This is a genomic window from uncultured Shewanella sp. (assembly GCF_947491715.1).
Lineage (GTDB): Bacteria > Pseudomonadota > Gammaproteobacteria > Enterobacterales > Shewanellaceae > Shewanella.
Genome location: NZ_CANLKR010000001.1, coordinates 529525 through 550444 on the forward strand (window position 1 = coordinate 529525; position 20920 = coordinate 550444).

Genomic DNA, 20920 nt, shown 5'->3' on the forward strand with positions numbered 1-20920 from the left:
ATGCCGCTTTCACTCTCATGACGAGTGAGTATAGATATTCATCCTGCGGCTATCACTTTCGATTAATAGCATTTTTTGACGTTAAGATCACGGTTAACCGTATTTTCTTACATCAATTTATGTGAGTATTGCCTTGGCGACTTTTGAGGCATTCTCACGGCCTAAGACGGCGCTTATCTGCTGGCCCGCTTGAGCAAGCAGTTTAAGATCAACGCCAGTATCAATCCCCAGCCCGTGAAGCATATACACCAGATCTTCAGTGGCTAAATTGCCCGCAGCCCCTTTGGCGTAAGGACAGCCGCCAAGTCCTGCTACTGAGGTATCGATGACACTCACGCCTGTTTCTAAACAGGCTAAAATATTGGCTAGCGCTTGGCCATAAGTATCATGAAAATGTAAGGCCAATTGATTAATAGGCACGACTTGACTCACTGCCTCAACCATGGCTTTGGCTTGCATCGGTGTACCGACGCCTATGGTGTCTCCCAAGGAGATTTCATAGCAGCCCATTTGATGGAGTGTTTTTGCAACCTTGACGACATTTTCCAGTGCAATGTCCCCTTCATAAGGGCAACCCAGCACACAAGATACATAGCCTCGAATGGGAATATTGTGCTGTTTGGCTTGCGCAACAACGGGGGCAAAGCGCTCGAGGGATTCAGCGATGGAGCAATTAATATTGCGCTGACTAAAGCTTTCAGAGGCGGAGCCGAAGATGGCGACTTCATCCACGTTGGCCTGCAATGCTCGTTCAAGACCTTGTAAATTTGGGGTGAGCCCGCTGTAAACCACACCAGGGTGACGGGTTATCTTGGCCATCACATCCAATGAGTCGGCCATTTGCGGTACCCATTTGGGTGAGACAAAACTGGCGGCTTCAATTCGCGTTAGTCCTGCTTGCGCTAACTGCTCAATCAAAGTGACTTTATTCTGAGTACTGACGGCTTGCTCATTTTGCAAGCCATCTCGAGCACCGACTTCAAAAATACTGACTGTTTTGGGGAACAGGGATTGAACTGTCATGGTTGTCTTTTTCCTTTAAGCTTCAACACTGGCTTCAACATCAACCAACTGGGCGCCATCACTGACGAGTTCACCGGGCTCAAAATAAAACGCACTGACGATGCCATCAAAGGGGGCTTCAATGGTATATTCCATTTTCATGGCTTCCATGACTAATAAGCCTTGTCCGGCAGTGACGCTGTCACCTTGACTGACCAAGTGAGTGACCACTGTGCCATTCATGGGCGCATTGAGCTTATCGGATAAATTCTCTTCCTCTTCTATTGCTTGGGTTTGAATGGCGCGGTAATGAAAAGATTGCCCGTCCATAAACAGGGTAAAGTCATCGTCAATTTGACTCACTAATACGCTCAGTTGTTGAGTCGTCTGTAGTGGGCTCTGCTGTGAGTGTTCACTATTGTTATCAGTAGTGGCTTGCTGAGTATCAAGGCTGATTTCAACGTTGAGGGTTTTATCGGTTAACTGACCCGATAAGCGATATTCTCCCTGCTCTGTTTGCCATTGATACACACAAGGTGAGGTTGCACTGCTTGAGTGGGTTTCAAGCAAGGTTAACGCTTGGACTTGATGGTTGTCATCGAGCAAGTTGACATGATGGGTTTGCGCCCGATTGAGCCTAAAGCCTGAGCTGAGTCCCCAAGGAGAATGAGCATCACATTGTGGATTGGCGTTTATTTGCTTGCGATAGCACACTTGATACAGTCCAGCTAAGGCCAATGGCAGTAGCGAGTCACTGTGGTCGGGAGTGAATAGGGCTTTATTATAGCGCTCAATAAAGTCGGTACTGAAATTAGCGTCAACAAAGGCATTATGGCTGGCGATACGGGCTAAAAAGGGAATGTTGTGGGTCAGTCCGCCAATATGGTAATCGGTTAATGAGCGATGTAGACGATGCAGTGCATGCAGGCGATCTTTGTCACAAACAATCAGTTTGGCTATCATAGGATCATAAAAAGTACTGATCTCATCTTTTTCACGAATACCCGAATCAATTCTGACATGGGGGCCGGCTGTTGGCTCTCTTAAAAAGCTTAGTGTGCCACTGGCAGGTAAAAAATCATTATCAGGATCTTCGGCGTAAATACGCGCTTCAAAAGCATGACCTGTGATAATGACTTGGTCTTGCTTGAGAGGGAGCGGATGGCCGGCTGCAATATCGAGTTGCCATTGCACTAAATCCAGTCCGGTGACCATTTCAGTGACGGGGTGCTCCACTTGCAGACGCGTATTCATTTCCATGAAGTAAAAACGGTTATCGGTATCGAGTAAAAATTCGATAGTGCCCGCGCCGCGATAATTGATGGCTTTGGCTGCAGCCACCGCTGCGTCCCCCATTTGCTGGCGAAGCGTATTGCTTAATCCGGGGGCGGGGGCTTCTTCAATGACTTTTTGATGCCGACGTTGAATAGAGCAATCTCTGTCTGATAGGTAAATACAGTCGCCTTGGCTGTCGGCAAAGACTTGTACTTCAACGTGGCGAGGTTGGCGTAAATAACGTTCCAGTAGTAATTTATCATTGCCAAAGGCAGTGCTGGCTTCCCGTCTTGCGGAATGAATGGCATCAAGCAACTCGGCTTCATTCTCAACAATGCGCATGCCTTTGCCGCCGCCACCAAAAGCGGCTTTAATGAGTAGCGGGTATCCCATGGCATTGGCTTCAAAGATGAGCTTGTCATCTCCTTGCTCATCACCATGGTAACCGGGGACTAAGGGCACATTGGCTTTTTCCATAATGGCTTTGGCCGCACTCTTACTGCCCATGGCGTCGATGGCATCACTGCTTGGGCCAACAAAATGGATCTGGGCTTGCTCGCACTGACGCGCAAAGTCGGCATTTTCAGATAAGAAGCCGTAGCCGGGGTGAATAGCATCAATATCATGATGTTTGGCGATATCGATGATCATCTCGCCTTTTAAATAGGACTCACTCGGTGCACTGGCGCCTAAATAAAAGGCGTGATCGGCCAGAGCCACATGTTTGGCGTGTTTGTCGGCATCAGAATAGACCGCATAAGTTGCTATGCCCATTTCTTGGGCGGTTCGTATAATTCGACAGGCGATTTCGCCGCGATTAGCAATCAGTAATTTGATGATCATATTAGGGGTTTCCTTGTAGATCTGTGTCCACTTTCCAGTCTGGTGCTCGTTTATCGAAAAACGCATTCAGTCCCTCTTGACCTTCTTTGGAGACGCGAATACGGGCGATGCGTTCACTGGTATAATCGTGTGTGGCTGGGTTAATTTGCCCATCTTCAAGGTGTTTGACTAAGTTTTTAACCCATGCCATAGCTTGTGGACTATTGTTTTTCAGCGCCGTCATAATCGGTACGGCAGCCAACTCTAAACTGTCATTGATTTCGTGAACCACGTGCAATTTTTGTGCGGTGTTACTGCTAAAGACTTCCGCTGTTAACATGTAACGTCTTGCGTTTCTCGCCCCCATGGCACGGACCACATAAGGGCTGATCACGGCTGGAATGAGTCCCAGTTTGACTTCACTGAGACAAAAGCGTGCTCCAGAGGTGGCAATGGCGATATCACAGCAACAAATAAGGCCAAGAGCACCACCAAAAGCCGCCCCTTGCACTAAGGCGAGTGTGGGTTTGGGAAAGTCATCGAGAATGGACATGAGTTCAGCCAGTTGTTTGGCATCATTGAGGTTTTGCTCAAAATCCATGTTGGCTTGTTTACGCATCCAACCTAAGTCGGCTCCTGCACTGAAGTTTTTGCCTTTGGCCTTTAAGACCAGCAGTTGGCAGTCATTGGATCTGCTTAAGTAGTGCAGGGCTTGCAGCATCTCATCGATCATCACATCGTCAAAGGCATTATGTTTTTCCGTGCGGTCAAGAATGAGCTCTCCCACCCCTTGATAGACACGGCATTGGATAAAGTTAAACTCGAGTATTGTACTCATGGTGTTCTCTCAATTAATTGATCGGTCCATTAGGGAACATTTACATGCGAAACACACCAAAGTGGGTATCTTCGATAGGCGCGTTGAGTGCGGCGGATAATGCAAGTCCTACCACATCACGGGTTTGCGCCGGATCGATAATACCGTCATCCCAAAGTCGTGCGCTGGCATGATAGGGGTGACCTTCTTTATCATATTGCTCAATAATGGGTGCTCTAAAGGTTTGTTCTTCTTCGGTTGACCAATCAACGCCTTTGCGGGCTAAACCATCGCGTCGAACGGTGGCTAATACGCCAGCGGCTTGTTCGCCGCCCATGACTGAGATGCGAGCATTGGGCCACATCCACATCATAGTGGGATCAAATGCGCGGCCACACATACCATAATTACCCGCCCCATAACTGCCGCCGACAATGACGGTAAATTTGGGCACATTGGCGCAAGAAACCGCCGTCACCATTTTAGCGCCATGCTTAGCAATACCTTCGTGTTCGTATTTTTTGCCGACCATAAACCCAGTAATGTTTTGCAAAAAAAGTAGTGGGATCTTTCGCTGGCAGCACAGCTCAATAAAATGAGCGCCTTTTTGGGCCGATTCGGAGAATAATATGCCATTATTGGCCACAATACCGACGGGATAACCATGAAGGTGAGCAAAACCACACACTAAGGTATTGCCATAGTTCGCTTTAAATTCATCAAAATCGGAATCATCCACAATACGAGCAATGACTTCTTTGATATCAAAGGGCTTTTTAAGATCGGTGCCAACAATGCCGTATAATTCATTTGCGTCATAGCGTGGTGGGCGAGTGGGCTTTAATTGACTCGTGATGGGTTTATTACGGTTTAAACGAGTCACACTTTGACGGGCAAGGCTTAACGCATGCTCATCGTTTTGTGCAAGATGATCGGCGACACCGGATATTTTGGTGTGTACTTCGGCGCCGCCCAGTTCCTCGGCTGACACTTCCTCGCCTGTAGCGGCTTTGACAAGGGGTGGACCGGCAAGAAAAATGGTGCCTTGCTCTTTCACTATAATGGACTCGTCCGCCATGGCAGGGACATAAGCGCCGCCTGCGGTACATAATCCCATGACCACGGCAATTTGTGGGATCCCTTTGGCTGACATTTGGGCTTGATTATAAAAAATACGTCCAAAATGATCTCTATCGGGAAAGACTTCGTCTTGCCTAGGTAAGTTTGCGCCGCCGGAGTCGACGAGATAAAGGCAGGGCAGCTGACAGCGCTCGGCAATTTCTTGCGCGCGAATGTGTTTCTTTACGGTAATAGGGTAATAGGTTCCGCCTTTAACGGTCGCATCGTTAACGATTATCATGCACTCAATACCGCTGACACGTCCGATCCCTGCGATGATCCCAGCAGCGGGAACAGATTCGCCATACATATTAAAGGCCGCAAATTGTGATAGTTCTAAAAAAGGGGAGCTGGGATCAAGCAGTTTTTCAAGGCGCTGACGGGGTAAAAGCTTGCCTCTCGATAAATGGCGTTCAAGAGCTGCGGAGCCACCCCCTTTTTCTATGTCGGCCAATTTTTGTTGTAGATCTTGCACTAGCGCAAGCATATCATCATATTTGGCTTTAAACTCATCACTGCGAGTGTTAATGCGGCTGTTGATCTGCGTCACGGTTTACATCCTTTTAGTACTAGGAGTCAATGAGGTGAAGACTCAATAAACTTGATAAAAATGACATCCAATGACAGGTATACAGATGCAGTTGAATGTCTTGAGAGCGACGAAACTATGTGTTAGTACGCTATGCTAAGGACACTATTTTGATTCGCTAAAAAGCTCTCGCCCAATAAGCATGCGTCTTATTTCAGAGGTGCCGGCACCGATTTCGTATAATTTTGCGTCACGGAGTAAGCGGCCTGTGGCATATTCATTGACATAGCCATTGCCGCCTAACAGTTGAATCGCATCAAGGGCCATTTTAGTAGCAAATTCAGCTGCATATAAAATAGCACCTGCGGCATCCTTTCGAGTGGCTTCGCCGCGATCGCATGCGCGAGCAACATTATAAACGTAGGATTTAGCGGCGTTCATACCTGTATACATATCCGCTAATTTTCCTTGCACTAATTGAAATTCCCCGATGGATTTGCCAAATTGCTCACGTTCATGAATATAAGGCACCACAATATCCATACAGGCGGTCATGATCCCAAGTGGGCCACCCGATAAGACCACACGTTCATAATCAAGGCCGCTCATGAGGACCTTAACGCCATTATTTAGACCGCCTAATATATTTTCTTCCGGGACTTCGCAATCAACAAATACGAGCTCACAGGTATTAGAGCCGCGCATTCCCAGCTTGTCGAGTTTTTGGGCTTGAGTGAAACCTTTATAGCCTCGTTCGACGATAAATGCGGTGATCCCATGAGGGCCTTTATCTAAATCTGTCTTAGCATAAATCACATAAGTATCAGCATCGGGCCCGTTGGTGATCCACATTTTATTACCGTTAAGAATATAACGGTCACCTTCTTTACGGGCATGGAGTTTCATTGACACTACGTCAGAGCCAGCATTTGGCTCACTCATTGCGAGGGCGCCAATGTGTTCGCCGCTAACGAGCTTAGGTAAGTACTTTTCTTTTTGAGCGCTATTGCCATTGCGGTTTATTTGATTGACACATAAATTTGAATGGGCGCCATAACTTAGTCCAATAGAGGCTGAAGCGCGTGACACTTCTTCCATAGCAACCACATGAGCCAAGTACCCCATATTAGCACCACCGTACGATTCGGGTACTGTGATCCCAAGTAATCCCATTTCACCGAGAACCGGCCAAAGTGCATTTGGGAAAGCGTTATCAACATCGGTTTTTTCTGCTATTGGGGCAATTTCATTTGCCGCGAAGCCTTGAATTGCATCGCGTAACATATCAACCTCTTCGCCGAGACCGAAGTTTAATGTAGAGTAAAGTTGGCTCATACCTGTATTATCCTGATACTGTATTTATTATTATTAATTGTTTTGTGACTCGTTGAATTTGCTTCATTGCTTCATTGCATCTTGCTGATCTAGGGCTGCGCGGCATTGTTGCTCTGCAGAATTCAATTCCATTAAGACCACTTTGATATCATCCATTTGTTGTTGCAATGCTTGCTTTTTCTCTTCAACAAGATCCAGCATAGTATGCAGTTGAGTACTGCTGTTTTTGTCTGCATCGTAAAGTTCAAATAATCGACGCGTTTCAGCAAGAGAGAAACCTAAACGTTTACCCCTTAAAATGAGTTTCAATCTGACTTTATCTTTTAAGCTGTATATCCGTGTTTGTCCGCGCCTTTTCGGTTTGAGTAAGCCTTGATCTTCATAAAAACGAATACTGCGAGTGGTGATATCAAATTCTTTTGATAAATCACTGATTGAATAAGTCATGGTTGACTGTTGATTATTGGCCATACTTAATGCCCTAGGGATCACGTTAATTCCAAGATATATGAAGTTTACGTAAAGGTAAAGCTTGGGGCAACTTTTATCAGCATTGATGAATGTAAAGCCCCCTTGCCATAAGGCGTGATTAACTTAAAGAGTGTGATTGTTTATAAAATAAAATGAAACTTGTTGTTATTTTGTTTTTCTAAATTACTATTTACTTTATCTATTTGTTATTAATGTGCTTTATGTTTTAATAGTATTGTTTTCTTTATGGCATTAAGACAGCAGTAAATGTTCGCTTTTATGTTTGGCTTAGGTATATACTCTGGAGAAATGACTGATTATTCGTTGAGATTTTTATTACGATCGTTGGGATCAATTACACATGAAGATGCAAACCGAGTTTTATGATATTGGCGTTATTGGCTTAGGGGTAATGGGGAAGAATTTAGCATTGAACATTGCAGACAATCACTATCGAGTGTCTGCTTTTGATCTTGATGCATTAAAAGTAACTGGATTGATTAAGCAAGCTCAAAAGGAAGTGGAACCAAATAGGCCCTTAGGTGTTAAAGGCTGTGATAACGTGTCTGAAATGTTAGCAGAACTTGAAAAGCCTCGGATTGTAGTGTTATCTGTTCCTGCGGGTGGGCCAGTTGATGGCGTGTGTCAGGCGCTGATTGAGGCGGGTATTGAGCAAGATGATATCGTGATTGATACAGGTAACAGTTTATGGACTGATACTGTTGCACGGGAGGAAAAGTACCGTCATCAATTTACGTTTTTTAGCTGTGCGGTGTCTGGTGGGGAAGTGGGGGCACGTTTTGGGCCTTCCTTAATGCCCAGTGGCGATGAAAAAGCATGGCTGCGAATTCAGCCCATTTGGGAAGCGATTGCGGCCAAGGTCGACGGAAAAACAGGGTTACCAATAGAGCGAACGGAACCAGGGCAAACGGTCACTGAAGGCGAAGCGTGTACCAGTTATATTGGTCCTGCCGGGTCGGGTCATTACGTTAAAATGGTGCATAATGGCATTGAATATGCTGATATGCAGCTCATTTGCGAGGCGTATCATTTATTGAGTCAAGGCTTAGGGTTAACTGCTATCGAGATTTCGGCTATTTTTGAGCGTTGGAATCAAGGCAGTTTGAACAGTTATTTGATGGAAATCAGTGCTGATATTTTAAAACAAGCCGATCCTGTCACCTCAAGACCACTTGTTGAGCTTATTTTAGATAAAGCGGGTCAAAAAGGCACGGGATTATGGACGGCGGTGAGCAGTTTACAAATTGGTTGTCCTGCGCCAACGATTGCAGAAGCGGTTTATGCAAGAGCGTTAAGTACCCAAAAATCTCAAAGGGTGACGTTAAGTACCTTGTTATCGGGTCCAAATACAGACAAGAAAGGACTCATTGATCACACTAAGCCTGATGTGTTTATTGAGCAATTAGAAAATGCCTTGTATTGCGCTAAGGTCTCAAGTTATGCACAAGGCTTTCAGTTGATGGCCATGATGGGCAAAGAGCAAGAGTGGCAGCTTGATTTTGCACAAATTGCAAAAATTTGGCGTGCTGGGTGCATTATTCGTGCAACATTTTTACAATCGATCACTCAAGCTTATCAAGATGCTAACGGAAGTGAATTAGAAGTCCTATTGATGGCGGACACTTTTAGCAGCGCATTATCTGAGAAACAAAATGATTGGCGTCAAGCGGTGTCTCAAGCTGTGTTAAATGGTATTCCTGCGCCTTGTATTAGCTCTGCACTGGCCTATTACGACAGTTATCGCAGTGCCATCGTTCCCGCTAATTTACTGCAAGCACAACGAGACTTTTTCGGCGCTCATACCTTTGAAAGAGTGGATGCTCCGACAGGTGAGAAATACCACCTTAATTGGAGTTCAACAGATAGAAAGTTACATAAAGTGAATTAAGCAATTTGCTGGTATAAATGAATTATAATGAGGTTACCTAAGCTGTGCAGAACGGCTTAGGTATTTTTTGTTTATTGTGAGACTGAAAATACGCTTAAGATCATTCAATCCTCTGTTCAGTTGTATTCGACATCTTGAAGTGCCATAGGCATATTGATTCTTTTCCATTGCGTTGCGCAATTTCATCCCCCTGTATGCTTAATTGACCCATTGATGATATGACATACGTCGATTATGAGAACGGCATTACATTATTTAATCAATTACAATGTAAATGAAAGTAAAGTGTAACAATAAATATTTATTAATGATTAAGTTGTGAATTCAGCCATTAACTTATTGATTATATAAATAATCACTTCTTCCCATTGTTCTTTTGTATTTTGTTGATTTTTAATTGTTTTTATCTTTTTTGTGTTGTCATTGTTTTTATTGTTGTTCTTTTTTTAAATGAATAAGACAAAAAAGTGTTGTCGTTTTAGAGTAATCACATTAAATTAATTGTGAACTTTGTTTAATGTTGTTGGGCTTCATTTATAAATAAAAAACGTTTCAGGATTCCAAATGAATAGCGCAGTGACGTATAGAGTTTCATTATTTAATTGGTTTGATTGACTTGTTGTCATATCATTTTGATAGCTTGTCATTGATTTAAGGTGTTAGTGAGAGCAATACTTTGGGGAATGCAATGGCTGAAACAATAGATACATCAACAGATACTTCAACAGACAACACTCAGACGTTAGAAGAAAGAGTGGCTTATTTAGAAGCTAAATTGGCTGATGCAGAGCAAGCGGCGGCAGATCAGGCCGCAGCGGATCAAGCCGCAGCGGATCAGGCTGCAGCGGATCAGGCAGCAGCAGATCAAGCTGCAGCGGATAAGAAGAAACAAGATAAAAAAGACGCTAAAAAAGCTGCGAAGAATAATGTTAACGCACCTGGTGATATGAATAAACAAAAGCAGTTTACGACTAAAAATTTCGGACTGAATTTGGTGGTGAATAGTAAATATACTTTTGTAATGGGTTCATCTTGGTCAAATACCGTAGGGGCATATACCAATATGAAGCTGGGAACGTCAGTTTCTTTGACGATAGGTGTGAAGTTTGATACGACAATTGCTTCAAAAAATAGTATTTCACTTTTGTGCAATAATTATAGTTTAGAAAAAACGAGAGTATCTTTTAGCAAGAAAGAGGTGTCTTTTAAACGCAGTACTGTGTTTGCTACCAAGAAAGAAGTGACTGCTGAAGAGACAAAAGCGACACTGTCTCAGTTAAGAGCTTTACAAACAAAGGTAAATATTGTCGGTGATGATATTACAGGAAGAGTGAGTAGAATCGAGAATACGGCTACAAAATTGGGGACGACTGTCACTAATATAGGTGAAACACTGACAGATGTTCAAACCAAAACAACGGCTATTGATGATGTAGTGGCACGAATGGATACTGCTGAAACGAAAATGGCGACTGCTGGGACGTATATTGCGGATTTGGCTATCGCAATAGAGTCTGGCACGACTAAAATCCAAGATAATGGCATTAATATTATTGGATAATAAGAGAGACCGCTCAATGTTCTGCGGTAGTGATAATATTTAAATATCCTGCAGGTTATCGGCATTCTCTTAAAATAAATCACCAATTGAGAAACTATAAGCACCAATAGTGAGTGGTTAAGGCTCGAAGGACGTTCACTATTGGTATTTCAAATACCCGCTAGAAGTCATTTCACAAGTGGCTTTTGTTTGGAACCCCTTTTTTACTTTGATTGCTTTTCTCAATGATGGTATTGAGAGAGGTAGGGGGAATGAGTTTATCTATATTTCAATTTTAACACTTTTGATATTATTATTGAGTGGGGTAGTTTCCTACTCTTTGTTATATTCATCCGTTTGTAAATCTATGTCAGTTTTAATTGACCCTTTGTTACTAATTCAATGAGCAAAGTATTGACTATCATTAATGTCAATATCGATTATTTTGTGGGTGTTATTATATATGCTAATGAATGAATTGAAGTTACTTAATTAAAAGTACTTAATTATTTTTTCTTGTCCATGAAAGTATTTACATGATGTATTAAATATTCTTGTCATTTTAAGTCAACAAAATTAGATTGTAAGTGTACCAAGCTTAATCAATTAAACCTATGCTTGGTGTTTTCTTTTTTAAAGGCTTTGAACTCTTTGTTAATTTAAAGTTTGTTAAATATCAGATGAATATTTTTAGTCTGTTGACAAAAATATGTCAATAATACTTTTAGAGGTAAATGATAATGAGTACGACTAGCGATAGCAATACAAATACAGTTGATAAACCTAAGAGTAAGCCTATTGATATTAATAAACCTGAAGGGAAAATGAATACTAAAACAGATCTTTTGAAAGATTTTGGGTTAGGATATCAACTGGTTGCTGAGAATAGTTTTAAATTGGTATTGGGTTCATCTTGGTCAAACACCATTGGTGCATACACGAATATGAAATTAGCCAGCTCTGTTGGGCTGACGATTGGGGTTAAATTTGATACGACGATTGCAAGTAAAAACTCCGTAGACTTGATTGCCAATAGTTATACTTTTTCGCGAACTCACGTACAATTTGAGGATAAAGAGACATCGTTTAAGCGTCAGGCGCTTTTTGGCGAAAAAGAAGAGGTGGTTGCGGATGAGACAACAGCGACATTGTCTCAAGTTACAGCTATCGCAGACAGTCTTGCTATGATAAACAATAGGATTGACACAAACGTGACTAGCATCTCTAATACGACAACCCAATTGGGTACAACGGTGAACAGGATAGAGGAAACTCTGACCGATGTGCAAACCCGAACCACTGTGATAGATGATGTTGTGGCACGAGTTGATACAGCAGAAGCTAAGATCACAAAAGCAGGGACTTATTTAGCTAATCATGAAGCTTCTATTGCAACTGGAGGTCTTAATATTGTTGATGCGGGAATAACAATGTTAGGGTAAGTCGACAATCCATTTTACGGTAAAAGTTAAATTCATATAATTAACTGCAATATTCCGTTTCCTATAAGTTTATGAAGATTAAAGTGATAATTATAACGTCATGATAAACCCAGCTGTATTAGGCTACCTGTTTTTTGAAATTGAGTGACGAGGCGATCCCTATTTTAGCGTGATGTAAGTAAAGAGATGAAACTCTAGTACGATTTTTAAAAGCATAGCCCTTAGTGACATAGAATATACAAATTACAGGAGATTAAAATAATATAAGCCTGATAAGGTACAGGTTAAATGACTTAGGCCTGATAAAGTCAGTGGCTAGACAAGAGCATGGGTACAACCCAGTGATTCAAGGATTATTATTTATTAAACGCTTTCGGCTGAAAGTGATTTGGCATGAAAAGTATTATCCAAGAGATAAAAGGTCGAGAAAGTAGCCTGTTATCGGCATTTAAGCTGAGACTTTGGTGTATATGATAAAGAAGGTGTATATGATAAAGAAGGTGTTTGTGATAAAAAAATCAAGTGAATAATCATTATTCATTTTTTAATAAGCGTTTAATTTTATCCATATGCGCTTCTATAAGGTTAAGCTGAGTTAATAAGTAAGGCTCTAATGTATTTGTCGTGGTTAAGAGATGACTTTTAATAGTCAGTATCGATAATGGGATGTCATTTAATATTTTTTTGCACAATGCTAACTTTTTCACCTTATCATCAATCGTGGCTTCGAGGTGAAGATCTTGAGCAGCAATTTGATACTGATTAAGTAAGTGATTGAGATTGATCATGTTGGTGAATAACTTTTCGTTTAATATCATCTTTAATTAGGACCCATTTTAAGCTATTTCTGCTTCAAGGTGATCAGCCGTACACATGAATAATTTATCCATTATTGCCAATAAGACTTTTGCCTGATGTTGAGCATCATGAAGTGCATGGTGCTTTGTGCCGACAAAAGGGAGTTTGTGTTGAGGATCAAAACCAAACAACATTTTTGAAAGCCAACTCATCGTGATTAAGGATTGATTTTCATATTCAAATATAGGGGGCACTATGCCTGCTTGTTGGTAAGCTTGGGATAGAATGGCATTGTCAAATTCTGCGTTATTTCCCATGAGTTGCACTATGCTATTTGCTGGAAATTGTTGGTTTATATAATGAGAGAGATCTTCTAAAGCCCCTTTCAAAGGACGGCGAGGAAGGTTCGGGGCAAATATTTCTTGCCATGCAGCAGGATTATTAAAACGTTGTTGTTGCCAGAAGTTATGGCTACTTTCATCTGTGGTACGATGGGGTTGAAGTTCTGTTTGGCAACGAATATAACACTCATCAACAATACTTGATGCGACGACATTAACAATAACGCAGCCGATAGAGGCGATGACTGCATTTTCTGCTTTTCCTAAGGTTTTAATATTAATTAAAGCGACGAGTGGCGATAGTTTGTATGAATTCAATATTTTCATTTTTGTCATCCTTGGTGTGCTTCTGTTAATAGGTGCGGGGCAATTTGCCCCGGCTACCTAGTGATACCAAAAAGGATTGGTATGAGAATGAAAGATCGATTGAGTAACACAATGATGTTCCATTCTAAACTCGCTTATGGGCTTTTTAGCACTCTCCCTGTGGGTCCCTTAAAGTGAGTTTTTCTCCCCATAAAAAATTTAGTATAATAAATTTGTTATTCTAAATTTAGGCTGTAAACTAGCATAAGTTAGCTTTAAGAAGCAAAAAGTTTTTTATACTAAATTAAAGAAAGATGCGTATTTTGAGAACAGGAAAGAAGGTGAATTCTTTTTTTGTTTATTAAGTTTCTGATTTTTATTATTAATATTGAAGTCGTAATCTTTGAGATATAAATGGCTTAATATGACTTTTAATTTTTTAAGTGCCATTTGTGCATAATTATGGGAAATGTCATGCAAGCATTAGGAAAAAGGGTTAAGCAAAAGCGCATTCAATTGGGCTATCAGGCTAAATATGTGGCCAAAGAAGTTGGATTGAGTCCGGGGGGCTTATCTTTGTTTGAGAATGGACATACCTCAGGTGTGGATTTTGTCACTGGGGTTAAATTGGCTAAATTATTACAGATAAGCCCTGAAGCATTAGCTTTGGGTTATGAGAGTAATATTCCACCTGCGCGCACTGATACGCTGGCTATTATTGGTTGTCATCATTCTGGTCCGGAGTCTCTTTGGCTAGAACTCGCGGTGGAAGAGAGACCATTGACAACTGAAATTGTTGATTGTCAATTTGTGCATGATCAAACTCATTATGGATTAAGAATTACTGAAAACACTGGGCGTTATTTAGAAGGAGAGGTCGCGATATTGAATGCTGATCCTCAGCAAGTATTAATATCGGGTAATGATGTATATGTAGTCTATCAAACACATCGCCAGTTGATGCACTTTTTATATGAAAGGGGTGGCAAGGTACATTTAATTGGTTTTGAAAAAGAGAGTCATTTATTGGTTGTAAACCGGAATGAATGTCAATATTTACATTCTGTAGTGGCGATCGTGGGGAGTGAATCAGTGAGAAAAAGGTGAACAAGGTTTTATTTTTAGAGGTTAATTTTTTCAATTGCGTTCGCGTCATAGAACTGTCGCATGTTAAGCTGGGTCATAATAAAACACAAATAGGGAGATTTTATGTACAGCCATGTCATGTTAGGGGTAAAAGATATTCATCAATCTAAGGCTTTCTATGATGCCACTTTTGCCGCTTTAGGGTATGAATCTGGTGTGTTTGACGAGAAAGGGCGTTGTTTTTATTTTACTCGTAGTGGTGTATTTGCTTTAACCTTGCCTATCGATGGTGAAGTCGCCAGCCATGGCAATGGGAGTACTATTGGGTTTTCTGCGAAAAATGTGGCATCTGTAGAGGCATGGCATCAAGCCGGTTTGGAAAATGGAGGCGTAAAATGTGAAGCGCCACCGGGGGTGAGAGAAGGCTCAGTGGGAAAAATGTATATTGCTTATTTACGAGATCCTGCTGGAAATAAGATTTGTGCACTTAATTGGATGCAAGAATAAATTATTATCTGATTATATTGACCCATTCTGTATTAAAAAATTGCGAGTAGGATAAGGTTATATCTTGCTCGATACCGATATACCTTGATTGATATTAATTCATTTTGATAAATATGCTTGTTTGCATGAAAGGGGAGATGAACCTTATTTGTGACTTATTACTTCTTTAGATAATCATTCTTATCTTGTAAAAATATAAGGGTTTGTGTTGCCCTAATTTAGCTTATATTAAATTATTTATCGCTACTTCTCTCTATTTACATGTAAAATTGTTATATTTTTAGTCGATAACGACGCATTAAATTCCACATAAGGTCTATTTTTGTGGAATTTAATGTGTAGATGGAAGATTAATTATTTTTTACTATATTCTCCAGATAAGGAATATGTGGAGAAGTGTGTGAATAAAGGTAAAGTGGGTCGACCAAAAGAGAATGGTTTTCATCGAGAAGCATTAATTTCATCTGCTAGAGAATTATTTATAAATCAAGAGTTTGATTCAGTATCTGTGCGAAAAATTGCAGGTAAAGCCGGCGCAGATCCCGCTTTAATACGGTATTATTTTGGGTCGAAGTTAGGATTGTTCATCGCCATGATGAAAGAGACGATGGAGCCAGTCACAAAAGTTTTTTTCAAAATAGAAGAGAATATGGATATTAATCAGCCAAAAAAACTGATGACATTGTATTATCAAACGATGGCGCAGTATCCTAACTTTCCACGACTCGTCTATCGTTTAGCTTGTACATCTGAGACGGAAAAAAATAAAGAAATATTAACAGTATTTGATGAATTATTTAAACCTCAAGAAATGATTTTCTTTGAGGTATTAAAAAGTCATGGATTACTGGGGGAAGATGTTGACGCGCAATTGGCAAGGATCAGTTTTATTAGTTTATTAGTGTTTCCTTTTATTATGCCAAATTTATTGCAATCAAAATTAGGTATAGATATTAACGCTGAATTTCTCATGAAACTTGCTGAGCATAATACAGCACTGATGAGCCATGGCATGATGAATGAGGAATAAATGATGTTTAGTCAAAAAAGAGTATTGCTTCTGGGGATCGGCTTAGGTGTCGTGGCCATTATTATTTCGATGTTATTAAAAAGTCGTCCTGATACTTTCACTCAAACAAATAAAGCCCGATTAGTGGATACAGTGGCATTATCAAAAAGCAATATTGCGCCAGAAATTAAAGGTTTTGGTCGTACTGAACCAGAGCATACTTGGAGTGGGGTCTCTCAAGTAAGCGGTCGTATTGTTTATCGTAATCCTTCGTTAGCTTCAGGTCGATTCTTGCCCGCAAATACCTTGCTATTGGCTATTGATCCCACTGAATATAAATTAAAAGTTGTAGAAGCTAAAGCCAATAAAAAAGCGTCAGAAGTTGAGTTAACTCGGCTTAATTTAGATGAAAAAAACTTAAAGTTGAGCTTAGAGATAGAACAAAATAAGTTAACTTTAGTGAAAAATGAGGTTGAAAGGAATAAAAAACTTAATCGAAAAAATTTATTGTCCAAATCGGCATTAGAAAACCAACAACAGAATTATTTTAATCAACTCAAATTAGTGCAGGACATTAAAAATAAATTAACGTTATTACCTGATGATCGCCGAATATTAGAAGCGCAATTAGAGGTAGAAATATCGAAATTAGCAAGTGCCGAGCGGGATCTTCAACATACGGAAATAACCTTGCCTTTTGATGCGCGTATGGCCGATGTGAATATAGAAAATAATCAGTTTGTTCAATTAAATGAAACCATGGTTGTTGCATATGAGTTAGGAACGATTCAAGTGATGGCTGAGTTTTCAATTGATGATTTGAGGGTGTTATTAAGTAGCTTACCTGCTATTCCCAAAAAAGGGTATTTACCTTCTTTTAAAGGCGTTGATTTGGCTGCTTCAGTGAATTTAAATATTAATAATCAGTTGCTGAGCTGGCCCGCAAACGTTGAGCGAGTTGCTCAAGAAGTCGATGCTCAAAGTGGCATGATAGGTGTGTATCTCAATATTGAGCAAGATATGAGTCAGATCAATATCGCGGACAAACCTCCTCTTGGTAAAGGTATGTTTGTCACAGCCATAATTAAAGGGAAAACGCAATCTCAGTATGTTGTCCCTGAAAAAGCGATACAAGGGAATCAAATCTATGTGATGAAGGCAAATGGCACATTGAAAATAATACCTATTAGTGTCCTTTTTAGAAATGATGACAAAGTCGCAATAGAGGGCAATATTCAAAAGGGTGACCGACTCATCATGAATGATATTGCGCCTGCGGTGAATGGTATGGCATTACGGACATCCAATAAGGTTGGAGAGAAGTTATTATGATTGCTTACTTTGCTCGTCATCCTACCATTGCTAATTTATTAATGTTCACCTTTATTTTTTTAGGTATTGCCAGTGTTACACAACTTAAAAGAGAAACCTTTCCCGTTTTTGAGTCCCCAAATATTACAGTAACGATTGTTTATCCTGGTGCTTCTCCAAAAGAGGTAGAAGAGAGTTTGTGCCTTAGAATGGAAGATGCTGTGGATGGACTCGATAATATCGAAGAAGTTAAATGTGATGCACAAGAAGGTGTAGGAACTTTAACCTTAGATTTGAATAATGGCATTGATGTTGGTCGCATGTTGATTGATGTGCAAACCCAAATTAATGCAGTGAAAGATTTTCCTACATCGATTGAACCTCCTGTCGTTGAAGAATCGAATTGGACCGATCCTGTGATTGATTTGGCTATTTCAGCCAATATGAGTCGACCTGAGTTGAAAGACTATGCCGAGGATATCAAACGTCGATTAAAAGTGGATGCGGGGATCGGGTTAGTTGATATTCAAGGTTTTTCAGACAGGCAGCTGCGTATTGAATTAAATGAAATTGATATGAGACGCTTAGGTTTGACGGCCGAACAAGTGGCCGATAAAGTCAGTCGGCAAAATATTAAAGTTCCAGCTGGAACTATTGATTTAAAAGATAAAAGTATTCTCGTTCGATTTGATGAGCGTAAAGTAACAGCGGATGAATTAGCGAATATCGTCATTCAATCAACACCAAATGGTGGGACGATTTATCTTGGGGATATTGCAACGATTACGGATGGATTTGAATTAGAAGAAGATAAAATTGAATTCAATGATAAGCCTGCGGCTATTTTAAAAATCAGTAAAAATAAATCTGATGATGCACTGAAAGTGTTAGATAAGGTTAAAGGGTTTGTTGCCCAAGAAAGTAAAAATTTACCCGATGGCGTGTCACTCACCTTAACAAACGACACTTCATCTTTGATCAAAGATAGATTAAAGATGATGGTGAACAATGCGTGGCAAGGTATTTTACTGGTTTTTTTCTCATTGTTATTGTTTTTCTCTTTACGTTATTCATTTTGGGTGGCAGCAGGCTTACCAGTCGCATTTTTCGGTGGCCTTTATATGATGAGCCTCTTTGGCTTGTCCATTAATATGATGTCCTTAGTTGCTTTTTTAGTGGCTATCGGGATTATGATGGATGATGCTATTGTGATTGCAGAGTCGATTGCTGCTCAAAGAGATAAAGGCATGAGTGTTGATAAATCCGTCATTGAAGGGGTTAAGAAAGTGGCACCGGGGGTTTTTTCATCTTACTTAACAACAATTTGCATATTTGGCAGTTTATTGGGACTCGATGGACAAATGGGAACGGTTCTTGCCGTGATCCCTTTAGTGTTGATTATTATATTAACGGTGAGTTTAATTGAAGCGTTTCTTATTTTACCTAATCATTTATATCATTCATTAGAAAAAGTGGGAGATAACGATCCCAGTTTAAAGTGGAAATGGAAAGCGGCCTTTTTAAAGCGTTTTGAGTATATTAAAAATAATCGGCTAGTTAACTTAGTGACATTTCTTGTTAAGTGGCGTTATTTCACTATTGGTACAATGCTGGCATTATTTCTGTCGAGCATTGCTCTCGTGGTGGGTGGGGTGGTGAAATTTTCAGCTTTCCCTGAACTTGATGGAGATGTTGCTGAAGCTCGTATTATCCTACCAGCAGGTACGTCACTTGCTGAAACGAATACATTAGTCAATATGATTGTAGCAAAAGCACAGAAAGTTGGAAAAGCGCTCACCATTAAAAATAAGGAGCAAGAGAGCCTTGTGCAAAATATTACCGCACAATATAACTTAAATGCAGATGATGGAGAAAAAGGGGCACATGTTGCGACAATAAGACTTGATATTTACTCGGCTGAAAAAAGAAATACCCTGATAGGGCAATTTATTAGCCAATGGCGCTTCGAAGTCGGTGAAGTTGCTGCGCCAATTTCAATGATTTTTAAACAACCGGCTTTTGGGCCTGCTGGGCGTGACATTGAAATACGATTAAGAGGTGAGAACTTGCCTGAAATGAAACAGGCTTCAATGTATATTCAGCAATATTTAAATCAGTTTAAAGGAGTGACAGGCGTACTGGATAACCTTAGATTAGGGAAACCTGAAATTAATATCGTCTTAGGTGATGCAGCTCAATCTTATGGTATTGATGGAACGGATATCGCCAATCAATTAAGAAGTGCATTATTAGGCCAAATCGCTGATAGAGTTCAGGTGGGGACTGAAAACATCGAAATTGAAGTGAGCTTAAATCGAGATCAAGCAGGGAATATTTCTACTTTACTTAACTTCCCCATCATGTTGGCAGATGGAACCCAAATTCCTTTATCGGCGATAGCAAAGCTTAGTTTTGATCGCACTTATGTGCGTTTACAACGTATTGATGGCTTACCAGCAATCACCATTCTAGGGGATGTTGATAATAATGTGACCAATGGTAAGCAAGTGTTAGCCCAGTTTAGTCAAGACTTAATCCCCGAATTAAATAAAGCCTTTCCTGATGTGAGAGTGAGTCTTGAAGGTGCGGCAAAAGAAACGGCCAAAACAGGAAAGAGCTTTGCGATTAAGTTTTTGATTGGTATTTTTGGATTATTTGCGATTTTAAGCTTTCAATTTAGAAGTTATATAGAACCTGTGATAGTGATGAGTGCTATTCCGATGGCATTGATAGGTGTCATTTTTGGTCATCTTTTGCTGGGGTATGATTTATCAATGCCAAGTATGATGGGGTTTATTTCTTTGGCGGGGATTGTCGTGAATGACTCGATTTTGTTGGTGGAATATATCCGTCATCATGTGGGCCAAGGCGAAACGGTCGAAGAGGCAGCGATTACTGCCAGCAAAGAACGTTTTAGGGCGATATTTTTAACCTCTCTCACCACAACAGCAGGCTTATTGCCTTTACTGCTTGAGACCAGTTTACAAGCTCAAATTGTTCAGCCTTTAGTCGTCTCAATTGTGTTTGGTATGCTGGCATCCACTGTGCTTATTTTATTGATATTGCCTTGTGCTTATGCCATTTTAGCCGATTTTGGATTGATAAAAGAACATCAGCCATTACAAGAAGCCTAAGGGTTTTGATATGATGTGAAAATAATACAAGTGACAATAAGTACAGTTAAAAGCAAGATGACTGTGCTTATTGCCATATATGAGTAATATATTATTTAATTAACTTGTATTTGGGGCAAAGAGTGTCAGTATAACGATAATATTAATCTTTTTTATCTGTATTTGAG

Annotated in this window: 16 protein-coding genes; 8 read left to right on the top strand and 8 right to left on the bottom strand. The window is 40.5% G+C overall.

Annotation, left to right across the window (positions count from 1 at the left end; translation table 11 throughout):
• Positions 1-117: 117 nt before the first annotated feature.
• From Q0779_RS02370 to Q0779_RS02395, 6 genes are all read right to left on the bottom strand, one after another.
• Complete coding sequence (locus Q0779_RS02370) at positions 118-1023, bottom strand: hydroxymethylglutaryl-CoA lyase (RefSeq protein WP_298769093.1); 906 nt, start codon at positions 1021-1023, stop codon at positions 118-120.
• A 15-nt stretch (positions 1024-1038) separates the two neighbouring features.
• Positions 1039-3120, bottom strand: a complete 2082-nt coding sequence (locus tag Q0779_RS02375) for an acetyl/propionyl/methylcrotonyl-CoA carboxylase subunit alpha (RefSeq protein WP_298769095.1) — start codon at positions 3118-3120, stop codon at positions 1039-1041.
• A 1-nt stretch (position 3121) separates the two neighbouring features.
• Positions 3122-3937: an enoyl-CoA hydratase-related protein gene (locus Q0779_RS02380; protein WP_298769097.1), complete on the bottom strand. Its 816-nt coding sequence runs from the start codon at positions 3935-3937 to the stop codon at positions 3122-3124.
• 40 nt (positions 3938-3977) lie between these two features.
• Positions 3978-5585: a carboxyl transferase domain-containing protein gene (locus tag Q0779_RS02385; protein WP_298769098.1), complete on the bottom strand. Its 1608-nt coding sequence runs from the start codon at positions 5583-5585 to the stop codon at positions 3978-3980.
• A gap of 144 nt (positions 5586-5729) precedes the next feature.
• Positions 5730-6899 carry an isovaleryl-CoA dehydrogenase gene (locus Q0779_RS02390; RefSeq protein ID WP_298769100.1) on the bottom strand — a complete coding sequence of 390 codons (1170 nt, stop codon included), beginning with the start codon at positions 6897-6899 and terminating at the stop codon, positions 5730-5732.
• A 63-nt stretch (positions 6900-6962) separates the two neighbouring features.
• Positions 6963-7370 carry a MerR family DNA-binding transcriptional regulator gene (locus Q0779_RS02395; protein ID WP_298769102.1) on the bottom strand — a complete coding sequence of 136 codons (408 nt, stop codon included), beginning with the start codon at positions 7368-7370 and terminating at the stop codon, positions 6963-6965.
• A 361-nt stretch (positions 7371-7731) separates the two neighbouring features.
• Between Q0779_RS02395 and gndA the strand changes: the two genes are divergently transcribed.
• The 3 genes from gndA to Q0779_RS02410 all read left to right on the top strand — a co-directional run bounded on the left by gndA (position 7732) and on the right by Q0779_RS02410 (position 12261).
• Positions 7732-9279, top strand: a complete 1548-nt coding sequence (gndA, locus tag Q0779_RS02400) for an NADP-dependent phosphogluconate dehydrogenase (RefSeq protein ID WP_298769104.1) — start codon at positions 7732-7734, stop codon at positions 9277-9279.
• 688 nt (positions 9280-9967) lie between these two features.
• Positions 9968-10840 carry a hypothetical protein gene (locus Q0779_RS02405; RefSeq protein ID WP_298769106.1) on the top strand — a complete coding sequence of 291 codons (873 nt, stop codon included), beginning with the start codon at positions 9968-9970 and terminating at the stop codon, positions 10838-10840.
• A 719-nt stretch (positions 10841-11559) separates the two neighbouring features.
• Positions 11560-12261 (top strand): hypothetical protein, encoded by a 702-nt coding sequence (locus Q0779_RS02410; protein ID WP_298769108.1) that lies wholly within the window; start codon positions 11560-11562, stop codon positions 12259-12261.
• A 533-nt stretch (positions 12262-12794) separates the two neighbouring features.
• Here Q0779_RS02410 and Q0779_RS02415 read toward each other — a convergent pair.
• Positions 12795-13079: a hypothetical protein gene (locus tag Q0779_RS02415; protein WP_298769111.1), complete on the bottom strand. Its 285-nt coding sequence runs from the start codon at positions 13077-13079 to the stop codon at positions 12795-12797.
• A gap of 18 nt (positions 13080-13097) precedes the next feature.
• Positions 13098-13727, bottom strand: coding sequence for a 3'-5' exonuclease (locus Q0779_RS02420; RefSeq protein ID WP_298769113.1), 630 nt, complete (start codon positions 13725-13727; stop codon positions 13098-13100).
• Between the two features lie 453 nt (positions 13728-14180).
• Here Q0779_RS02420 and Q0779_RS02425 point away from each other — a divergent pair, with 453 nt between their 5' ends.
• The 5 genes from Q0779_RS02425 (at position 14181) to Q0779_RS02445 (ending at position 20753) form a co-directional block, all read left to right on the top strand.
• On the top strand, positions 14181-14813 hold the full coding sequence (locus Q0779_RS02425; protein WP_298769115.1) for a helix-turn-helix domain-containing protein: 633 nt from the start codon (positions 14181-14183) through the stop codon (positions 14811-14813).
• A gap of 102 nt (positions 14814-14915) precedes the next feature.
• Positions 14916-15299: a VOC family protein gene (locus Q0779_RS02430; RefSeq protein ID WP_298769117.1), complete on the top strand. Its 384-nt coding sequence runs from the start codon at positions 14916-14918 to the stop codon at positions 15297-15299.
• A 400-nt stretch (positions 15300-15699) separates the two neighbouring features.
• Positions 15700-16329, top strand: a complete 630-nt coding sequence (locus Q0779_RS02435; protein WP_298769119.1) for a TetR/AcrR family transcriptional regulator — start codon at positions 15700-15702, stop codon at positions 16327-16329.
• Positions 16330-17640, top strand: a complete 1311-nt coding sequence (locus Q0779_RS02440) for an HlyD family secretion protein (RefSeq protein WP_298769121.1) — start codon at positions 16330-16332, stop codon at positions 17638-17640.
• Complete coding sequence (locus tag Q0779_RS02445) at positions 17637-20753, top strand: efflux RND transporter permease subunit (RefSeq protein WP_298769122.1); 3117 nt, start codon at positions 17637-17639, stop codon at positions 20751-20753. The genes Q0779_RS02440 and Q0779_RS02445 overlap by 4 nt, the downstream gene beginning before the upstream one ends.
• Positions 20754-20920: the final 167 nt, after the last annotated feature.